This window comes from Pseudomonas sp. MF08831, assembly GCF_059862645.1.
In genome coordinates, this window is record NZ_JCBCUX010000005.1 from 16,981 (window position 1) to 33,928 (window position 16,948).

Below are 16,948 nucleotides of genomic sequence, written 5' to 3' on the forward strand. Positions count from 1 at the left end.
TCTTCATCGATCCATGAGTAAAACAAATATATCCGTCGCGATTGCCATCACCGGACTCAACTCATAACCTGCACGCCATTTTGTTTGTCTGCCGAGCTTGCACATGACTGCCACCTTTTCCCCACAGGCGCAGCGTTTTTCCCGCTCCGACTACAAAACCCTGGGCCTGGCCGCCCTTGGTGGCGCCCTGGAAATCTACGATTTCATCATCTTCGTATTCTTTGCGCTGACCCTCAGCCAACTGTTTTTCCCGCCCGAAATGCCCGAGTGGCTGCGCCTGCTGCAAAGCTTCGGCATTTTCGTGACCGGCTACCTGGCGCGCCCGCTGGGCGGCATCCTGATGGCGCACTTTGCTGACCACCTGGGGCGCAAGCGCGTGTTCAGCCTGAGCATCCTGATGATGGCGTTGCCGTGCCTGCTGATCGGGGTCATGCCGACCTACGCGCAAATCGGCTATTTCGCCCCGCTGATCCTGCTGGTGCTGCGCGTGCTGCAAGGCGCCGCAGTGGGCGGCGAAGTACCCAGCGCCTGGACCTTCGTTGCCGAGCACGCACCGCGTCATCATCGCGGCTACGCGCTGGGTTTCCTGCAAGCCGGCCTGACCTTCGGCTACCTGCTGGGCGCACTCACTGCAACGCTGCTGGCGCAAGTCTTCACCCCAGCCGAAATCCTCGATTACGCCTGGCGCTTCCCGTTCCTGCTCGGTGGCGTATTCGGCGTGATCGGCGTGTGGCTGCGCCGCTGGCTCAGTGAAACTCCGGTGTTCCTCGAAATGCAGGCCCGCCGCCAGGCGGCCGCCGAACTGCCGCTGCGCACCGTGCTGCGCGACCATCGCGCCGTGTTGCTGCCGGCCATGATCCTCACCTGCGTGCTCACCTCGGCCGTGGTGGTGCTGGTCGTCATCACCCCGACCCTGATGCAAAAAACCTTCGGCATGAGCCCCAGCCACACCTTCGCCTTGAGCGCGCTGGGTATTGTTTTTCTGAATATCGGCTGCGTCCTCGCCGGCCTGCTGGTGGACCGCATCGGCGCCTGGCGCGCGGTGCTGGTCTACAGCCTGTTGCTGCCAGTGGGGATTGCGCTGCTGTACGCGAGCCTCATCAACGGCGGCGTGTGGCTGGGCGCGGCGTACGCCGTGGCGGGCTTGAGTTGTGGCGTGGTGGGCGCGGTGCCGTCGGTGATGGTCGGCCTGTTTCCGGCGCATGTGCGAGTGTCGGGGATTTCCTTCACCTACAACATTGCCTACGCGTTGTGGGCGAGTACCACGCCGTTGTTGCTGATCGCGCTGATGCCCACGCGCCCGTGGATTTGCGTGGGCTATTGCGTGGTGATGGGCGCGGTCGGGGTGGCGAGTGTGGCGCTGTTTGCCAAACGCCACACCTTGGTTACCTGAGGCTCAGGTCAGAAAGTGCCAGAGCAACAGCGTGCCGACCAGGCCGACCACGGAAACGATGGTTTGCAGCACCGACCACACCCAGATCGTCTGCTTCAATTGCAAGCCAAAGTACTCGCGCACCATCCAGAACCCGGCGTCGTTGACGTGACAGAAGAACACCGAGCCGGCACCAATCGCCAGCGCCACCAGTGAACTCTGTGTCGCCGCCAAACCCGCCATCATCGGCGCGAGAATGCCCGCCGTGGTTGTCGTGGCGACGGTCGCCGAACCGGTGGCCTGGCGCAGGGCCACGGCAATCAACCAGGCCAGCAGCAGATACGGCATGTGCGCGCCTTCGGCGACTTTACTGATGGTCTGGCTAACGCCGGCATCCAGCAACGTTTGCTTGAGGCCGCCGCCGGCGCCGATGGTCAACAGCAACACGGCGATGGGCGCGAGGGCTTTGCGCAGCGTATTGCCGACCTCGGCGCGTGGCATGCCGGCGGCCCATCCCAGGCAGATCACGGCGGCGATGACAGCCAGGCCGAGGGCGATCAGCGGTTCACCGAGAAACTTCAAGGTCAGTGCCAGCGGGTTTTCCGGCGCCATCGCAACTTTGGCCAAGGTGCTGCCGAGCATCAAAATCACCGGCAACAAAATGATCAGTAACGACACCCCGAAACTCGGCTGGCGCGGTGCCTTGGGCGGTGCGCTGAACAGCGCGCCGATGTCGGCCGGTTCATCCACCTGCATGCGCTTGGACAGCCAGTTGCCATACAGCGGGCCCGCGAGAATCACTGCTGGCACCGCCAGGCAGAAGCCCAGCAACATGGTCAGGCCCAAGTCGGCGTGCAATGCGCTCACCGCAATCAGCGGCCCCGGGTGCGGTGGCATCAGGGCGTGCAAGGTGGTCATGCCCGCCAGCGCCGGAATGGCGATTTTCAACAGCGGCTGATTCGAACGTTTGGCCATTACAAAGATGATCGGCACCATCATCACCAGCCCGACTTCGAAGAACAGCGGCAAGCCAATCACCATCGCCACCAATGCCATCACCCAAGGCAACGACTTGCCTTTGCCCAGCCCGAGCAAGGTGGTAGCGATACGGTCGGCGGCGCCGGATTCGGCCATTAACGCACCGAGCATCGAGCCCAGAGCAATGATGATGCCGGCCTCACCGAGGATCGCCCCGGCGCCTTTGCTGAAGGCCTTGGCGACTTCTTCCGGCGGCAACCCCGCGCCGACGCCGGCGATAAACGTACCGATCAGAATCGATAAAAATGGCGGCAGCTTGGTCGCGCTGATCAACACAATGATGCTGGCGATGGCCAGCAGAACGCAGAACATGAGACGGGTGTCGTGAACCATCCACGCGGCAGTCGATAACTCCAAAACGGGACTCCTTATCGAACAGGTTGGCTAATTTGTTTCTTTTTGTTTCCTGCTCGAAAAGCATACCTGATAGAACTGTTGCAGAGCGTCCATGTGCGATTTTGGTGCGCGCGATATAACGACGAGCTGTCGCGCAGATGACAAATTTGCAACCCCTGCGCGGGGATCTGGCCTATAGCACTATGATCAACGAACCCCACCTATTGAGGAATTTTCATGAGCGCAGGACATAACCACGGCCAGGTACGTGCCGGTCACGAGCGTCTTCTATGGATCGCCCTGGGGCTGACCAGCAGCTTCATGATTGCTGAGGTGATCGGCGCGTTTATCACCGGTAGCCTGGCGCTGTTGTCCGACGCCGCGCACATGATGACCGACGCCCTGGCGCTGGCGATTTCTCTGGTGGCCATCCAGGTCGCCAAGCGCGCGGCCGACCGCAAGCGCACCTTTGGCTACGCGCGTTTCGAGATCCTCGCGGCGGCGTTCAATGCGCTGCTGTTGTTTGGCGTGGCGTTTTACATTCTGTATGAGGCCTATCAACGGCTGCAGGCACCGGCTGAGATCCAGTCAACCGGCATGCTGGTGATTGCGTTTTTGGGGCTGATCGTCAACCTCATCTCGATGAAACTGCTCAGTGCCGCCAGCGGTGAAAGCCTGAATGTGAAGGGCGCATATCTGGAGGTCTGGAGCGACATGCTCGGTTCCATCGGCGTGATGATCGCGGCGGTGGTGATCATGTTCACCGGCTGGGGCTGGGTTGACTCGGTGGTGGCGGCGGCGATTGGTTTCTGGGTGTTGCCGCGCACCTGGACGCTGCTAAAGGAAAGCATGAACGTGCTGCTGCAGGGCGTGCCGGACGGCATCGATATCGATCAGGTCGAGCAGGCCATTCGCGGTGTGCCGGGGGTCAAGGACGTGCACGACCTGCATATCTGGGCCCTGACCAGTGGCAAGAATGTGCTGAGCACGCACTTGGTGGCGGATGCTGCGCTGAACACGGAGCAAAAAATCCTTAGTCAGGTGACGGAATTGCTGCACGAACAATTCGATATTTCCCACGCCACGATCCAGGTGGAAGGCGAAGGTTTTGTGCACGACGAGCATGACGAGGTGCATGCCTGAGCCCGGCTAACGGATTTGTAATGTTTCGCCCACGGCCCTGATAAGTACCGAAAGCTACATTGCCCCCCGCTGGGAAATCTCAGCGACTTCATGGGCGTGGAACTTTCGTTATGGCACTTTCCGTTAGAACATTTTTGGGGGCAGCAGCGTTGTGGGTGGCCGCAGGCGCTGCCCAGGCGCAAACCCTCTCTCTGGATGCAGCCCTGCAAGCCGCCTTCGCCAACAACCCTGACCTGGCCGCTGCGCAATGGGAAATCGACATTGCCCAGGGCGGTCGCCAGCAGGCCGGCTTGATCCCCAACCCGGTGGCTTCCTGGGATGCCGAAGACACTCGCCGCAACACGCGCACGACCACCCTCAAACTTAGCCAGACCCTGGAACTGGGCGGCAAACGTGGCGCGCGCATTGACGTCGCGACGCGCGCCCAGGACGCCGCGGCGCTGACCCTGGAGCAGCGTCGCAATGGCCTGCGCGCCGACGTAATCGACAGTTACTACAGTGCTTTGCGTGCCCAGCAGCGCCTCGACTTGGCGCAACGCTCGATGGCCCTGGCCGAGCGTGGCCTGGTGGTCGCCAAAGGTCGCGTCACCGCCGGCAAATCATCGCCGGTGGAAACCACGCGCGCACAGGTGCAGGTGTCGCAGATCCGCCTGGAATTGAACCGCGCGCAAATCGGCCTCAGCGATGCCTATCGGCGCCTGGCCGCCAGCACCGGCAGCGCCACGCCTGACTTTGAGGACGTGGCCGCGCAAAGCCAATCCGCACCGCCCTTGCCGGCCGCCGCGCAATTGCTCGCGCGGCTTGAGCAAACCACCGAACTGCGCCTGGCCGACCTGCACATTATTCAAAGCGAAGCCAGCGTGGGCCTGGAAAAGGCCCAGCGGATTCCCGACCTCGATGTGTCCATCGGCAGCCAGTACGACGCCAGCGTGCGTGAACGCGTGAACCTGGTGGGCGTGTCGATGCCGATCCCGCTGTTCAACCGCAACCAGGGCAATGTGCTCGCCGCCAGCCGCCGTGCCGACCAAGCCCGCGACTTGCGTAACGCGGTCGAACTGCGCCTGCGCACCGAAACCCGCCAGGCGCTGGACCTGTGGCAAACCGCCGATACCGAAGTGCGCGCATTCAACCAACACATCCTGCCCGCCGCCCAGAGCGCGGTGGACAACGCCACCCGTGGCTTCGAGATGGGCAAGTTCAACTTCCTCGACGTGCTCGACGCCCAGCGCACCTTGATCGCAGCCCGCACCCAATACCTGGTGGCGACCGCTCAGGCGACCGACGCCTGGGTGCGCATAGAACGTATTTACGGCGACCTCGCCCGGTTTTGATCTTTTCTGGAGTCTTTTATGAAGCCTAAACACGGTGTGGCGCTCGCCGTCGCCCTGAGCCTGATGCTGTCTGGTTTTGCACAGGCCGAGGAGGAGGAAGGCAAACTCGAACTCACCGAGCAACAGATCCAGGCGGCCGGTATTCAGCTCGCCCAAGCCCAACCGCGGGCGATCAGCACGCTGCTGACGCTGCCGGGAGAAGTGCGTTTTGACGAGGACCGTACCTCGCACATCGTGCCGCGTGCGGCCGGTGTGGTGGAGGCGGTAAAGGTCAACCTTGGCCAGTCGGTGAAAAAGGGCGAGGTGTTGGCCGTGATCGCCAGCCAGCAGATTTCCGACCAGCGCAGCGAGTTGGCCGCCAGCGAGCGACGCGTCGAGCTGGCGCGTACCACCTTTGAGCGTGAGCGCCAGCTGTGGAAGGACGAAATCTCCGCCGAGCAGGATTACCTGCTGGCGCGCCAGACCTTGCAGGAAGCGGAAATCGCACTGAACAACGCGCGTCAGAAGATGACGGCACTCAGCGGCAGCGCCGTACTGGCCGGCGGTAATCGCTACGAGCTGCGCGCGCCATTCGCCGGTGTGGTGGTGGAAAAACACCTGGGCGTGGGCGAAGTGGTAGGCGAAACCAGCAACGCCTTCACGCTCTCGGATTTGTCCCAGGTGTGGGTCACGTTCGGCGTGTTTCCCAAGGACCTGAACAAGGTGCGCGTCGGTAAACCGGTGAAGGTCAGCTCCACGGAAATGGGCACCGACGTTCAAGGCACCGTGGCCTACGTCGGCAACCTGCTCGGCGAGCAGACGCGCACCGCTACCGTGCGCGTGACTGTGCCCAACCCCGACGATGCCTGGCGCCCAGGGTTGTTTGTGACTGTGCAACTGGCCACCGACACCTACCAGGCCAAGGTCACCGTGCCGCAAACCGCCATCCAGACAGTCGAGGAAAAACCCTCGGTATTCGTGCGCACGGCGGACGGTTTCATCACCCGCCACCTCGAACTGGGCGTGAGTGAAAACGGCTACGTCGAGGTGCGCCACGGCCTGGAAGCCGGTGCGCAAGTGGCGACCGAAGGCAGCTTCATCCTCAAGTCCGAACTGGGTAAAGGCTCGGCCGAGCACGCCCATTGATCCTGCGAGTGATTCCCCATGTTTGAGCGCCTTATCCAATTTGCCATCGAGCAGCGCATCATCGTGCTGCTGGCGGTGCTGTTGATGGCCGGTGTCGGCATCGCCAGTTATCAGAAGTTGCCCATCGACGCGGTGCCCGACATCACCAATGTGCAGGTGCAGATCAACTCGGCGGCGGCCGGCTTCTCGCCGTTGGAAACCGAGCAGCGCATTACCTTTCCTATCGAAACCGCCATGGCCGGCCTGCCGGGTTTGCAGCAGACGCGTTCGTTGTCGCGCTCCGGCCTGTCCCAGGTCACGGTGATCTTCAAAGACGGCACTGACCTGTTCTTCGCCCGCCAATTGGTCAACGAGCGCCTGCAGGTGGCCCGCGAGCAATTGCCCGCCGGCATCGAAACCGCGATGGGGCCGATTTCCACTGGCCTCGGGGAGATTTTCCTGTGGACCGTCGAAGCCGATGACGGCGCGCTCAAGGAAGATGGCACGCCTTACTCGCCGACCGACCTGCGCGTGATCCAGGACTGGATCATCAAGCCACAGCTGCGCAACGTGCCGGGTGTGGCCGAGATCAACACCATCGGCGGCTTTGCCAAGGAATACCAGATCGCGCCGGACCCAAAACGCTTGGCGGCCTACAACCTGACGCTGACCGATTTGGTCACCGCGCTTGAGCGCAACAATGCCAACGTTGGCGCCGGTTACATCGAGCGCAGCGGCGAGCAGCTGTTGATTCGCGCACCGGGGCAAGTGGCGTCGATCGATGACATTGCCAACATCGTGATCACCACGTCGGACGGTACGCCGATCCGCGTGCGCAATGTGGCGCAAGTCGACATCGGCCGTGAGCTGCGCACCGGCGCCGCCACCGAAAATGGCCGTGAAGTGGTGCTGGGCACGGTGTTCATGCTGATCGGTGAAAACAGCCGCACCGTGTCCCAGGCGGTGGCGAAAAAACTCGAAGAGATCAACCGTTCGCTGCCCCAGGGCGTGGTTGCCGTGACCGTTTATGACCGCACCAACCTGGTCGAAAAAGCCATCGCCACGGTGAAGAAAAACCTCTTCGAAGGTGCGCTGCTGGTGGTCGCGGTGCTGTTTCTGTTCCTAGGCAATATCCGCGCGGCGTTGATCACCGCGATGGTGATTCCGCTGGCGATGCTGTTCACCTTTACCGGCATGTTTACCAACAAAGTCAGTGCCAACCTGATGAGCCTTGGCGCGCTGGACTTCGGGATTATTGTCGACGGCGCGGTGGTGATCGTCGAAAACGCCATTCGCCGGCTGGCCCATGCGCAGCAGCGCCATGGCCGCTTGCTGACCCGCAGCGAGCGCCTGCACGAAGTGTTCGCTGCGGCCAAGCAAGCGCGGCGCGCACTGATCTTCGGGCAACTGATCATCATGGTGGTGTACCTGCCGATCTTCGCCCTCACCGGGGTGGCCGGGAAGATGTTCCACCCAATGGCGTTCACTGTGGTCATCGCTTTGCTCGGTGCGATGATTCTGTCGGTGACCTTTGTGCCGGCCGCGATTGCGCTGTTTGTCACCGGCAAGGTCAAGGAAGAGGAAAACCTGGTGATGCGCACGGCGCGTCGGGCCTATGCGCCGGTGCTGGATTGGGTCATGACGCGCCGCCCGCTGGTGTTCGGCCTGGCGGTGCTGACCATCGTCGCTTCGGGCGTGGTGGCCAGCCGCATGGGCAGCGAATTTATCCCCAGCCTCAGTGAAGGCGACTTCGCTCAACAGGCCCTGCGCGTACCCGGCACCAGCCTCACGCAATCGGTGCAGATGCAGCAGCAGCTGGAAAAAACCTTGATGGCCCAGGTGCCGGAAATCGAGCGAGTCTTTGCTCGCACCGGTACCGCGGAAATCGCTTCCGACCCGATGCCGCCGAATATTTCCGACAGCTATGTGATGCTCAAGCCCAAGGACCAGTGGCCTGATCCAGCGAAATCCCGCGAGGCGCTGATCGAAGATATCCAGCGCGCCAGTGCGATTGTGCCGGGCAGTGCGTATGAGCTGTCGCAGCCGATCCAGTTGCGCTTCAACGAGTTGATTTCCGGGGTGCGCAGTGACGTGGCGGTGAAGGTGTTTGGCGACGACATGGCAGTGCTCAACAAGACCGCCGCAGAAATCGCCGAGACCTTGCAGACGCTTGATGGCGCCTCGGAAGTGAAGGTCGAGCAGACCGCTGGCCTGCCGGTACTGACCATCAATATTGATCGCGACAAGGCCGCGCGGTTTGGCCTGAACGTGGGCGACGTGCAGGACACCATCGCCGTCGCCGTGGGTGGGCGCCAGGCCGGCACGCTGTACGAGGGTGACCGCCGCTTCGACATGGTCGTGCGTTTATCCGATGCGCTGCGCACCGATATCGACGGCTTGTCGCGGCTGTTGATCCCGGTGCCGGCGCTGGCCAGCAACGCCTCGGGCCAGTTGGGTTTTATTGCCTTGTCCCAGGTCGCCAGCCTGGACCTGGTGCTGGGCCCGAACCAGATCAGCCGTGAGAACGGCAAGCGCCTGGTGATTGTCAGCGCCAATGTGCGCGGGCGTGATATCGGTTCGTTCGTCGAAGAGGCCGAGTCTGCCATCAGCACTCAGGTGAAGGTCCCGGCGGGTTACTGGACCACCTGGGGCGGCCAGTTCGAACAGCTCAAGGAGGCCTCCGAGCGCTTGCGTATCGTGGTGCCGGTGGCGTTGCTGCTGGTGTTTGGGCTGTTGTTCATGATGTTCAACAACCTCAAGGATGGCTTGCTGGTGTTTACCGGGATTCCGTTCGCGTTGACCGGTGGGATCATGGCGCTGTGGCTGCGCGATATTCCGTTGTCGATCTCGGCGGGGGTGGGGTTTATTGCGTTGTCGGGGGTGGCGGTGCTTAACGGGCTGGTGATGATTGCCTTCATTCGCAACCTGCGTGAGGAAGGGCGTCCACTGTCGGTGGCGATCCATGAAGGGGCGCTCACACGTTTACGCCCGGTGTTGATGACTGCGCTGGTGGCATCCCTGGGGTTTATCCCCATGGCCTTGGCCACCGGCACCGGCGCCGAAGTACAGCGCCCGCTGGCGACGGTGGTGATCGGCGGGATTATTTCCTCTACGTTGCTGACCTTGCTGGTGTTGCCGGCGTTGTATCAGTGGGCGCACCGCAAGGAGGAATGATGCGGGTGGGGTGAGCGGGCATGTTGTGGCGAGCGGGCTTGCCCCGCGTTGGGTGGCGAAGCCGCCCCAAATCTTTCGCCACGGTATATCAGGGATACCGAGGTGGGCCTGATGGGGGCTGCTGCGCAGCCCAACGCGGGGCAAGCCCGCTCGCCACAACAAGCCCGCTCAGCCTTGAAGGGCTTATACCTGAGGAAACACCAGGCGAAACACGGTGAAAGCGCCGGGCGAACTGCGCACGTCGGTTTGCCCCTGGTGCAGGGTCATGATCGATCGCACGATGGCCAGTCCCAGGCCGGTGCCGCCCTCGGTGCGCGCGCGGCTGCTGTCGACACGGTAGAACCGTTCGAACAGGTGCGGCAGGTGGTGCGCTTCAATCCCCGGGCCTGGGTTGCTCACAGACAACGACACGCTGTTGCCGTAAGCCTCCACGCGCAATGAGATATGCGCGCCCGCTGGGCTGTGGCGGATCGCATTGGAAAGCAGGTTGGAGAGCGCGCGTTGAATCATCAGGCGATCGCCGTTCACCAGGGCCTCGCCGCTGAGGGTCAGGGCCAGTTGTTTGTCTTCGGCACTCAGGGCGAATAAATCCATGACCCGATGAGCTTCGTCCGCCAGCGATACTGCGGTAAACGAAGCTCGCGCTGCCGGGTGGCTGACCTGGGCGAGGAACAACATGTCGGAAACGATGCGTGCCAGGCGCTCCAGCTCTTCGGTGTTGGATTCCAGCACTGCTTTGTATTCGTCCGGTGGGCGTTGGCGCGATAACGTGAGCTGGGCTTTGCCCATCAGGTTGGTCAGCGGTGCACGCAATTCGTGAGCAAGGTCGTCGGAGAATTGCGACAGTTGCTGCACCCCGGCGTCCAGGCGGTTGAGCATCACATTGAAGCCTTGCGCCAATTCGCCCAGCTCCTTGGGCAGGTTGTCGACGGACAAGCGATGGGTCAGGTCCTGGGTGGTGACTTTGGCCGCCACATGGCTGAACTGCTTCAACGGCGCAAGCCCGCGCTGCACCAGCCACCAGGCGCCCATGCCGATCAGCATCAACAACATGGGCAAGGCGATCACGGTGGCGCGCAGGTAGGCACTGAGCAGCGCCTGATCGTCCATGCGGTCCAGCGACAACAGCACGCGTACGCGTTCGCCGCTGGCCAGGCGCATCAGGCTGGAGGCGCTGAGCACCTGGTTGCCATTGCTGTCGGCCCAATTGAGGTAGCCGAGCGTTTCTCGCGGTGTGAAGTTTGTCAGCAGCGGCTCCTGAGGCTTGGCACCGATGCTCAGCAACACCGTTTCATCGGGCGCGGTGCCGACGATAGTGAGGTAAAAATTGTCATGGCCGATCACCAGGTCCATCAGCGAATGCGGGCGCGCCCGGATGGCGTGGGCGTCGAGGCCTTGAGACAGGCTGTGCTGGATCTGTTCCATCTTGCTTTCCAGGCCTTTGCGCGCCAGTTTTTCCAGTTCGTGGGTCAGGGCGAGATACGCCAACGTCGCCAGCAACAGCACCAGGCCCGCGCCCATGAGGCTGACCGTCAACCCCAGACGCATCGACAAACTGCCGGTTTTCATGGCCGTGCTTCCAGCACGTAACCCACGCCGCGAATGGTGTGGATCAGCTTGACCTCGCTCTGATCGTCCACCTTGGCCCGCAGGCGGCTGATGGAGACTTCCACGACGTTGGTGTCACAGTCGAAATTCATGTCCCACACCAGCGAAATGATCTGCGTGCGCGTCAGCACTTCACCGGTCTGGCGCATCAGCACCTGCAGCAGTGCGAACTCCTTGGTGGTCAAGTCAATGCGCCGTGTGCCGCGGTACGCGCGATGGCGGCGGGGGTCCAGTTCCAGGTCCGACACGCTGAACACTTCCGGCTGTGGGATGTGCTCGCTGCGCCGCAGCAGGGTGCGTACCCGCGCCAGCAATTCGGGAAACTCGAAGGGTTTGACCAGGTAGTCATCGGCGCCCATGTCCAGGCCCTTGATCTTGTCGGCCAGCCGCCCGCGGGCGGTCAGCATCATCACGCGCTGGGTGCCGTTGCGGCGCAATTGCTCCAGCACTTCCCAGCCATCCTTGCCCGGCAGGTTGACGTCAAGAATCACCAACTCATAGGCGTGCTGCTCAGCCAGGTGCAGGCCATCAATGCCATTGGACGCGCAGTCCACGACGTAGCCACTTTCATTCAGGCCTTGCTGCAGGTAGTCAGCGGTTTTTTGCTCGTCCTCAACCACAAGGATACGCATGGGGATTTACCTTTTACTGAAAGAGAAGGGTTCCATTTCCCTATGGAATTGGGTGTGTTGTGAGTAGGAAAATTCTGAAGTGTGAAGCAGCTTCAGGGTCAACTGCGGCAATGGGTCGCGACTAAGCCTGCGCGCAAAAAAAACGCCCCAGAGGGGCGTTAAAAAATCATCTCTTTCCAAAGGAGCTAAAAAAAGCTTCAGAGACGAATGTTGCTCGGTGCTGACAAGCTGAAGCGAGTATAGGAAGTTCAACTTAACGGGAAGCTGGGGCCAATGTTACAGTTTTGATAGATAGCAATTTGTGAACAGATGTTAGTCAAGCGCGAACGAATGTAAGCACTCGACTGGGCGATTGTTCAAAGTGCGACCAATGGGTATTGCGCAATCAAGCGAACTTCTTCCAGGTCTGACTCAAACGCACTGGAGCGCACGGTGGCCTGGCGCAAGCGCAACGACAAATCTTTCAGGCTGCCGCTTTGCACCACGTACTCGGCCTCGACATCCCTTTCCCAGCGGCGTTGATCTGTCAGCGGGTTGCCGGATGCATCGCGGCGCATGTACACCGCGTTGGCGTGGCTGTAATCGGCGCCGGTGCCTTTGGCATAACGGGTCATGAACGACAGGCCAGGTATACCGAACGCCTGCATGTCGAGGTCGTAACGGGCCATCCACGAACGCTCCTTGGGCGAATTGAAGTCGCTGTACTGGATCGAGTTATTGAGGAAAATCGAGTCCGATTGGCGCAGGTAATCAAAGTCGTCATCGCCGTTGTTGCGCTGGTGCGAGAGGGCCACGCTGTGAGCACCGACCTTTACCCCGAGCCTGGCACTCCAGATGGTGTTGTCGAATTTGCCCAGCAGCTGTTTGCCTTCGTCCACGGCCTTGTAATAGTTGAAATCGCCGAATAACGACACGTCGTCGGTCAGTGGGTAACTGGCGGCACTGCCGACGTAGTACTGGTCCCAGGCGTCCTTCAGTCGGCTGCTGTAGAGGCTCACGTTCAGGTGTTTGTTGACGGCGTACTCCCCCCCGAAATAGCCGATCCAGGGTGAGTCGACCTTGCCCGCGTAGAAGGTCGCGAAGCCCTTGTTCATCCCGCTTTCGCTTGGCTGGCTCATGCCGCTCAGGCGTCCGCCTTGCAGGCTCAAGCCCTCAAGGCTGGTGTTCTGCGCGGTGACGCCGCGAAAGCTTTCCGGCAACAACCGCGAATCGCCGTAGGCCACCACCGGCGTGAGCGGGAACACATCGCCGGCCTTGATAACCGTGTCCAGCACGCGCCATTTCGCCGCGCCGCCGACTTTGCTGTAGCTGCCTTCGGGGTGATTGTCGCTGTCCACCGGCAGCACGCCGAACGAACCCTTGCCGCCGCTGCGACCGGTGCCCGAGTCGAGTTTCAGGCCGTACATGGCAAACGCATCCAGGCCAAAGCCTACGGTGCCTTGAGTAAAGCCGGATTCGAATTTGCCGATCAGACCCTGCGCCCAGGCTTCGGAATACCCATTGCCGGTCGGGCTGGACTGGCCCTTGCGGTCATCGCGATTGAAGTAAAAGTTGCGCGCCAGCACGGTTACGCTGCTGCCTTGGATAAAACCATCGGGCGTGTCTTCCACCGCCCCGGCTGCCAGAGGCAGTGCAACAATCAATGAAAAGGGAAGGGTGTAGTAAGCAATGCTCATGTTTCGCTCCTGGGTGTTGGCAGTTTTCAGCTTCTTATAGGTAGGGGCGTTTTTATTGATCTGGCCCGGGCTGATAGTTGCAAACAGTGGATAACGGTCAGGTGGCGCGAACATTACAATTCTGGAAGCTCACCGCGATCTAACAGATAAGTAATGTTTTGGTGAACATGGCGACAGGGTTGGTTGATTAGTCTCGTGACTGAACTTATCAACCGAGGAACCTGTAATGACATTTTATAAAATTGGCTTGGGTGTATTAGCTGCAGTCCTGTCACTGAGTGCGATGGCCGAAGGCGGAGGCGACCGCACGTTTGCGCTGATGATGGAGCGTAATCAAAAAGCCATGGCGGCTTACGCGCAAAAAAACGGCCAGCCAGCACCCCAGGTGCAGGCGTATCGCTATGGCATGGCGCTGGATATTGCCAAGGTCGTCAACGTTACGCCGCCGATCAGTTCGTGCAATGCCGTGCCTTCACGCATGACCTATGAAGACTCCAGCGGCAAGCTCAATACGGTGGAATACAAGGTGATGGGTGTTTGCCGAAACAACGGCAGTTAATGGATCCAAAAAAACAGTTGGGCGCGCCACAAAAAAGCGCTTCAGAAAACCTCGTCAGCGCCGATGCAGGTCAGATCCATCTCCCCAAATGACCATCGGTGCCCCATGTTCAACACCCGTTTGAAGCAGGAGCTGTCGGCTCTTCGCGAAGAGTTGTCCAGCTTGCAACAGGTCAAGGAGAGCCTGGAAAGCGAAATGCTGTGCCTGACGCTGGACGCCGAAGGCCGGGTGGAGTGGGCAAATGCCAACTTCCTGCAAGAGCTGTCGTACCAGGCCTCCAACATTGTGGGGCGGCACATAGACGAGCTGGTGCCCACGCACCTGCGCCAGGACGAATTCCAGCAGCGCTTTCGCAATGCCCTGGTGCGCGGCGAACACTTCGCCGGCACCGTGCGCCTGATGCGCGGCAACGGCAAAGAGGCATGGTTGCGCTCGATCCTGCAACCGGTGCGCAGTTCTGACGGGCGCATCAAGCATTTTTCGATTTACTCCAGCGACCTCACCCGCACCATCGAGGGGTCGCGCGAGCATGAGAACCTGATCACCGCGCTGGTGCGTTCCACTGCAGTGATCGAGTTCGACCTCGGCGGCCATGTGCTGACCGCGAACGACCGGTTCCTCGGTGGCATGGGCTACAGCCTGGCGCAGATCCAGGGCAAACATCACCGTATGTTCTGCGAACCGGAGGAATACAACAGCGCCGAGTACCAGCATTTCTGGAAACGTTTGAACGCCGGTGAGTTTGTGGCGGCGCGCTTCAAACGGGTCGACAGCCATGGCCGTGTGGTGTGGCTGGAGGCGACCTACAACCCGGTGCTGGATGCCAATGACCGCCTTTACAAAGTGGTCAAGTTCGCCACGGTGATCACCGACCAGGTCAACCAGGAACAGGCCGTGGCCGAAGCCGCAAACATCGCCTACAGCACCTCGCTGCAAACCGACAACAGTGCCCAGCGCGGCACCACTGTCGTGACGCAGGCGGTGGATGTCATGCGTGATCTGGCCAGGCACATGCAGCAGGCCGGTGATGGCATCGAGGCGCTGAACGCTCAGTCCCAAGTGATCGGCACCATCGTCAAGACCATCAGCGGCATCGCTGAGCAAACCAACTTGCTGGCGCTCAACGCGGCCATCGAAGCGGCGCGGGCCGGCGAGCAGGGCCGTGGCTTTGCGGTGGTGGCCGATGAAGTGCGTCAGTTGGCCTCGCGCACCAGCAAGGCCACCGAGGAAATCGTCGGCGTGGTTCGTCAGAACCAGGACATGGCCCGCGATGCGGTGTCCTTGATGAACGAGGGCCGTTTGCAGGCCGAGCAAGGCTTGGCCCTGGCGGCCGAGGCGGGCACGGTGATTGTGGAAATCCAGGACGGTGCACAAAAAGTGGTGAGCGCGGTCGGGCAGTTTGCCAATCAGCTGTCGAGCTGACCCGCAGGGCTTGTGCTTGAGGTATCGTAGGTTTTTTCTTGCTTGAAGAGCCGTCCCTCCATGAGCCCTACCCACCGTCGTCCCGTACCTTTGTCCAAGGCCTACCGTTTGCTCAATCACGGGCCGACCGTATTGGTGAGCGCGGCCCACGATGGCAAGCGCAATATCATGGCCGCTGCCTGGGCCATGCCGCTTGATTTCGAGCCGCCGAAGGTCGCCGTGGTGCTCGACAAGGCCACCTGGACCCGCCAGCTGCTGGAAGCCGCCGGCACCTTTGTGCTGCAGGTGCCTTGCGTGGCCCAGGCCGATCTGGTGCAGACGGTCGGCAACACCACGGGCGCAGACACCGACAAATTCGCCACCTATGGCTTGCAGACATTCAGCGCTGAACACACCGAAGCGCCGCTGCTGGAAGGTTGCGTAGCGTGGCTGGAATGCCGCCTGCTGCCCGAGCCTCACCACCAACAGACCTACGATTTATTCCTCGGCGAAGTCGTCGCGGCCTATGCAGACGCGCGCGTGTTCAGCGACGGGCACTGGCATTTCGAAGGCCATGACGAATTGCGCACCTTGCACCATGTCGCGGGCGGAAATTTCCTGAGCATCGGCGAGCCGGTGGTCGGGCGCCAGTTGTAGGCTTTACCAGCGGGCGTTTGCCAGTGCCTGGGCAAACGCCATCAGCTTGGGCGAATACTGCCGGGACGGCGGATAGACCAGTGAGATCGCGCGACTGCGCCCGGCCACGTCTTCCAGCAACGGCACCAGGCGCCCGGCGGCCATGGCCTCGCGCACCGCAAAATCCATCACCTGGGCGATGCCGAACCCCCCCACCGCGCCGTCTACCAGCGCATCGCCGCTGTCGAAAATAAGCCGCCCCTCGACGCTCACGTCCTGCACTTTGCCCTCGCTCATGAACTGCCAATCCACCATGCGTCCGCTGCGCAAGTTACGCACAGTGAGGCAGCTGTGGTCCTTGAGCTCGTCCACCGTTTGCGGCGTGCCGCAACGCGCCAGATAAGCCGGCGAGGCCACCGTGACCCAGCGTAGCGGCGGCAGGGCACGGGCGATCAGGCGTTGATCCTGGATCTCGCCCGTGCGCAACAGGGCGTCGAAACCTTCGTCGACGATATCCACCAGCCGGTCAGTCATCACCGCTTCGATGCGCAATTGGGGATGGCGCAATGTCAGTTCGCCGATCACCGGCATCACCACCTTGCGACCGAACAACGACGGTGTGCTGATTTTCAACAGGCCGGCCGGGCTGCTGCGTCGGTCGAGCATCAGCTTTTCGGTTTCAGCCAGTTCTGCCAGTAACGGCGCGCTGCGCTCGTACAGCATCTGACCGTCGGGCGTAAGGCTGACGCTGCGCGTGTTGCGTTGCAGCAAGCGCACACCCAGCTGGCTTTCCAGGCGCGAGATGGCGCGGGACAGCCCGGACTGCGTCAGCCCCAATTCGCCGGCCGCGCGGGTAAAGCTGCGGGTTTCGGCCACGCGGACCAAGAGTCGAACAGCGTTCAGATCCATGATTAAAGTCATTACTGAAAGAGTGATAG

12 protein-coding genes and 2 pseudogenes are annotated in these 16,948 nt (G+C 61.4%); 9 read left to right on the forward strand and 5 right to left on the reverse strand.

The window, feature by feature from the left end; translation table 11 throughout:
* Positions 1-103: 103 nt before the first annotated feature.
* The gene (locus AC19YS_RS11795) at positions 104-1,393 is read left to right on the forward strand and encodes an MFS transporter (protein WP_500601774.1); all 1,290 of its coding nucleotides are present in this window, start codon (positions 104-106) and stop codon (positions 1,391-1,393) included.
* 3 nt (positions 1,394-1,396) lie between these two features.
* On the opposite strand, the gene AC19YS_RS11800 is transcribed toward AC19YS_RS11795, so the two are convergent.
* Positions 1,397-2,767 (reverse strand): GntT/GntP/DsdX family permease, encoded by a 1,371-nt coding sequence (locus AC19YS_RS11800; RefSeq protein ID WP_106578515.1) that lies wholly within the window; start codon positions 2,765-2,767, stop codon positions 1,397-1,399.
* Positions 2,768-2,983: 216 nt separating this feature from the next.
* On the opposite strand from AC19YS_RS11800, the gene AC19YS_RS11805 reads away from it, so the two are divergent.
* From AC19YS_RS11805 to AC19YS_RS11820, 4 genes are all read left to right on the forward strand, one after another.
* Positions 2,984-3,889 carry a cation diffusion facilitator family transporter gene (locus tag AC19YS_RS11805; protein ID WP_106578516.1) on the forward strand — a complete coding sequence of 302 codons (906 nt, stop codon included), beginning with the start codon at positions 2,984-2,986 and terminating at the stop codon, positions 3,887-3,889.
* Positions 3,890-3,999: 110 nt separating this feature from the next.
* Positions 4,000-5,220, forward strand: a complete 1,221-nt coding sequence (locus tag AC19YS_RS11810) for a TolC family protein (RefSeq protein ID WP_500601776.1) — start codon at positions 4,000-4,002, stop codon at positions 5,218-5,220.
* 18 nt (positions 5,221-5,238) lie between these two features.
* The gene (locus tag AC19YS_RS11815; RefSeq protein WP_200624309.1) at positions 5,239-6,345 is read left to right on the forward strand and encodes an efflux RND transporter periplasmic adaptor subunit; all 1,107 of its coding nucleotides are present in this window, start codon (positions 5,239-5,241) and stop codon (positions 6,343-6,345) included.
* 18 nt (positions 6,346-6,363) lie between these two features.
* Positions 6,364-9,498, forward strand: a complete 3,135-nt coding sequence (locus AC19YS_RS11820; protein ID WP_500601778.1) for a CusA/CzcA family heavy metal efflux RND transporter — start codon at positions 6,364-6,366, stop codon at positions 9,496-9,498.
* A gap of 183 nt (positions 9,499-9,681) precedes the next feature.
* Here the strand turns inward: AC19YS_RS11820 and AC19YS_RS11825 are convergent, their stop codons facing one another.
* From AC19YS_RS11825 to AC19YS_RS11835, 3 genes are all read right to left on the reverse strand, one after another.
* Positions 9,682-11,067 carry a heavy metal sensor histidine kinase gene (locus tag AC19YS_RS11825; protein ID WP_200624311.1) on the reverse strand — a complete coding sequence of 462 codons (1,386 nt, stop codon included), beginning with the start codon at positions 11,065-11,067 and terminating at the stop codon, positions 9,682-9,684.
* A complete protein-coding gene (locus tag AC19YS_RS11830; RefSeq protein ID WP_119736387.1) occupies positions 11,064-11,738 on the reverse strand; it encodes a response regulator transcription factor PcoR in 675 nt (224 codons plus the stop codon). Before AC19YS_RS11830 ends, AC19YS_RS11825 begins: the two co-directional genes overlap by 4 nt.
* A gap of 356 nt (positions 11,739-12,094) precedes the next feature.
* Positions 12,095-13,414: an OprD family porin gene (locus tag AC19YS_RS11835; RefSeq protein ID WP_200624312.1), complete on the reverse strand. Its 1,320-nt coding sequence runs from the start codon at positions 13,412-13,414 to the stop codon at positions 12,095-12,097.
* Between the two features lie 226 nt (positions 13,415-13,640).
* Here AC19YS_RS11835 and AC19YS_RS11840 point away from each other — a divergent pair, with 226 nt between their 5' ends.
* The 4 genes and pseudogenes from AC19YS_RS11840 (at position 13,641) to AC19YS_RS11855 (ending at position 16,031) form a co-directional block, all read left to right on the forward strand.
* Positions 13,641-13,973: a DUF2790 domain-containing protein gene (locus AC19YS_RS11840; RefSeq protein ID WP_106578522.1), complete on the forward strand. Its 333-nt coding sequence runs from the start codon at positions 13,641-13,643 to the stop codon at positions 13,971-13,973.
* Positions 13,974-14,168: 195 nt separating this feature from the next.
* Positions 14,169-14,855 (forward strand): annotated as a pseudogene (locus AC19YS_RS11845) (PAS domain-containing protein); the annotation flags it as partial.
* A gap of 108 nt (positions 14,856-14,963) precedes the next feature.
* Positions 14,964-15,395 (forward strand): annotated as a pseudogene (locus tag AC19YS_RS11850) (methyl-accepting chemotaxis protein); the annotation flags it as partial.
* A gap of 60 nt (positions 15,396-15,455) precedes the next feature.
* A complete protein-coding gene (locus tag AC19YS_RS11855) occupies positions 15,456-16,031 on the forward strand; it encodes a flavin reductase family protein (RefSeq protein WP_448193016.1) in 576 nt (191 codons plus the stop codon).
* Between the two features lie 3 nt (positions 16,032-16,034).
* Here AC19YS_RS11855 and AC19YS_RS11860 read toward each other — a convergent pair whose 3' ends face one another.
* On the reverse strand, positions 16,035-16,919 hold the full coding sequence (locus AC19YS_RS11860; protein ID WP_500601781.1) for a LysR family transcriptional regulator: 885 nt from the start codon (positions 16,917-16,919) through the stop codon (positions 16,035-16,037).
* Positions 16,920-16,948: the final 29 nt, after the last annotated feature.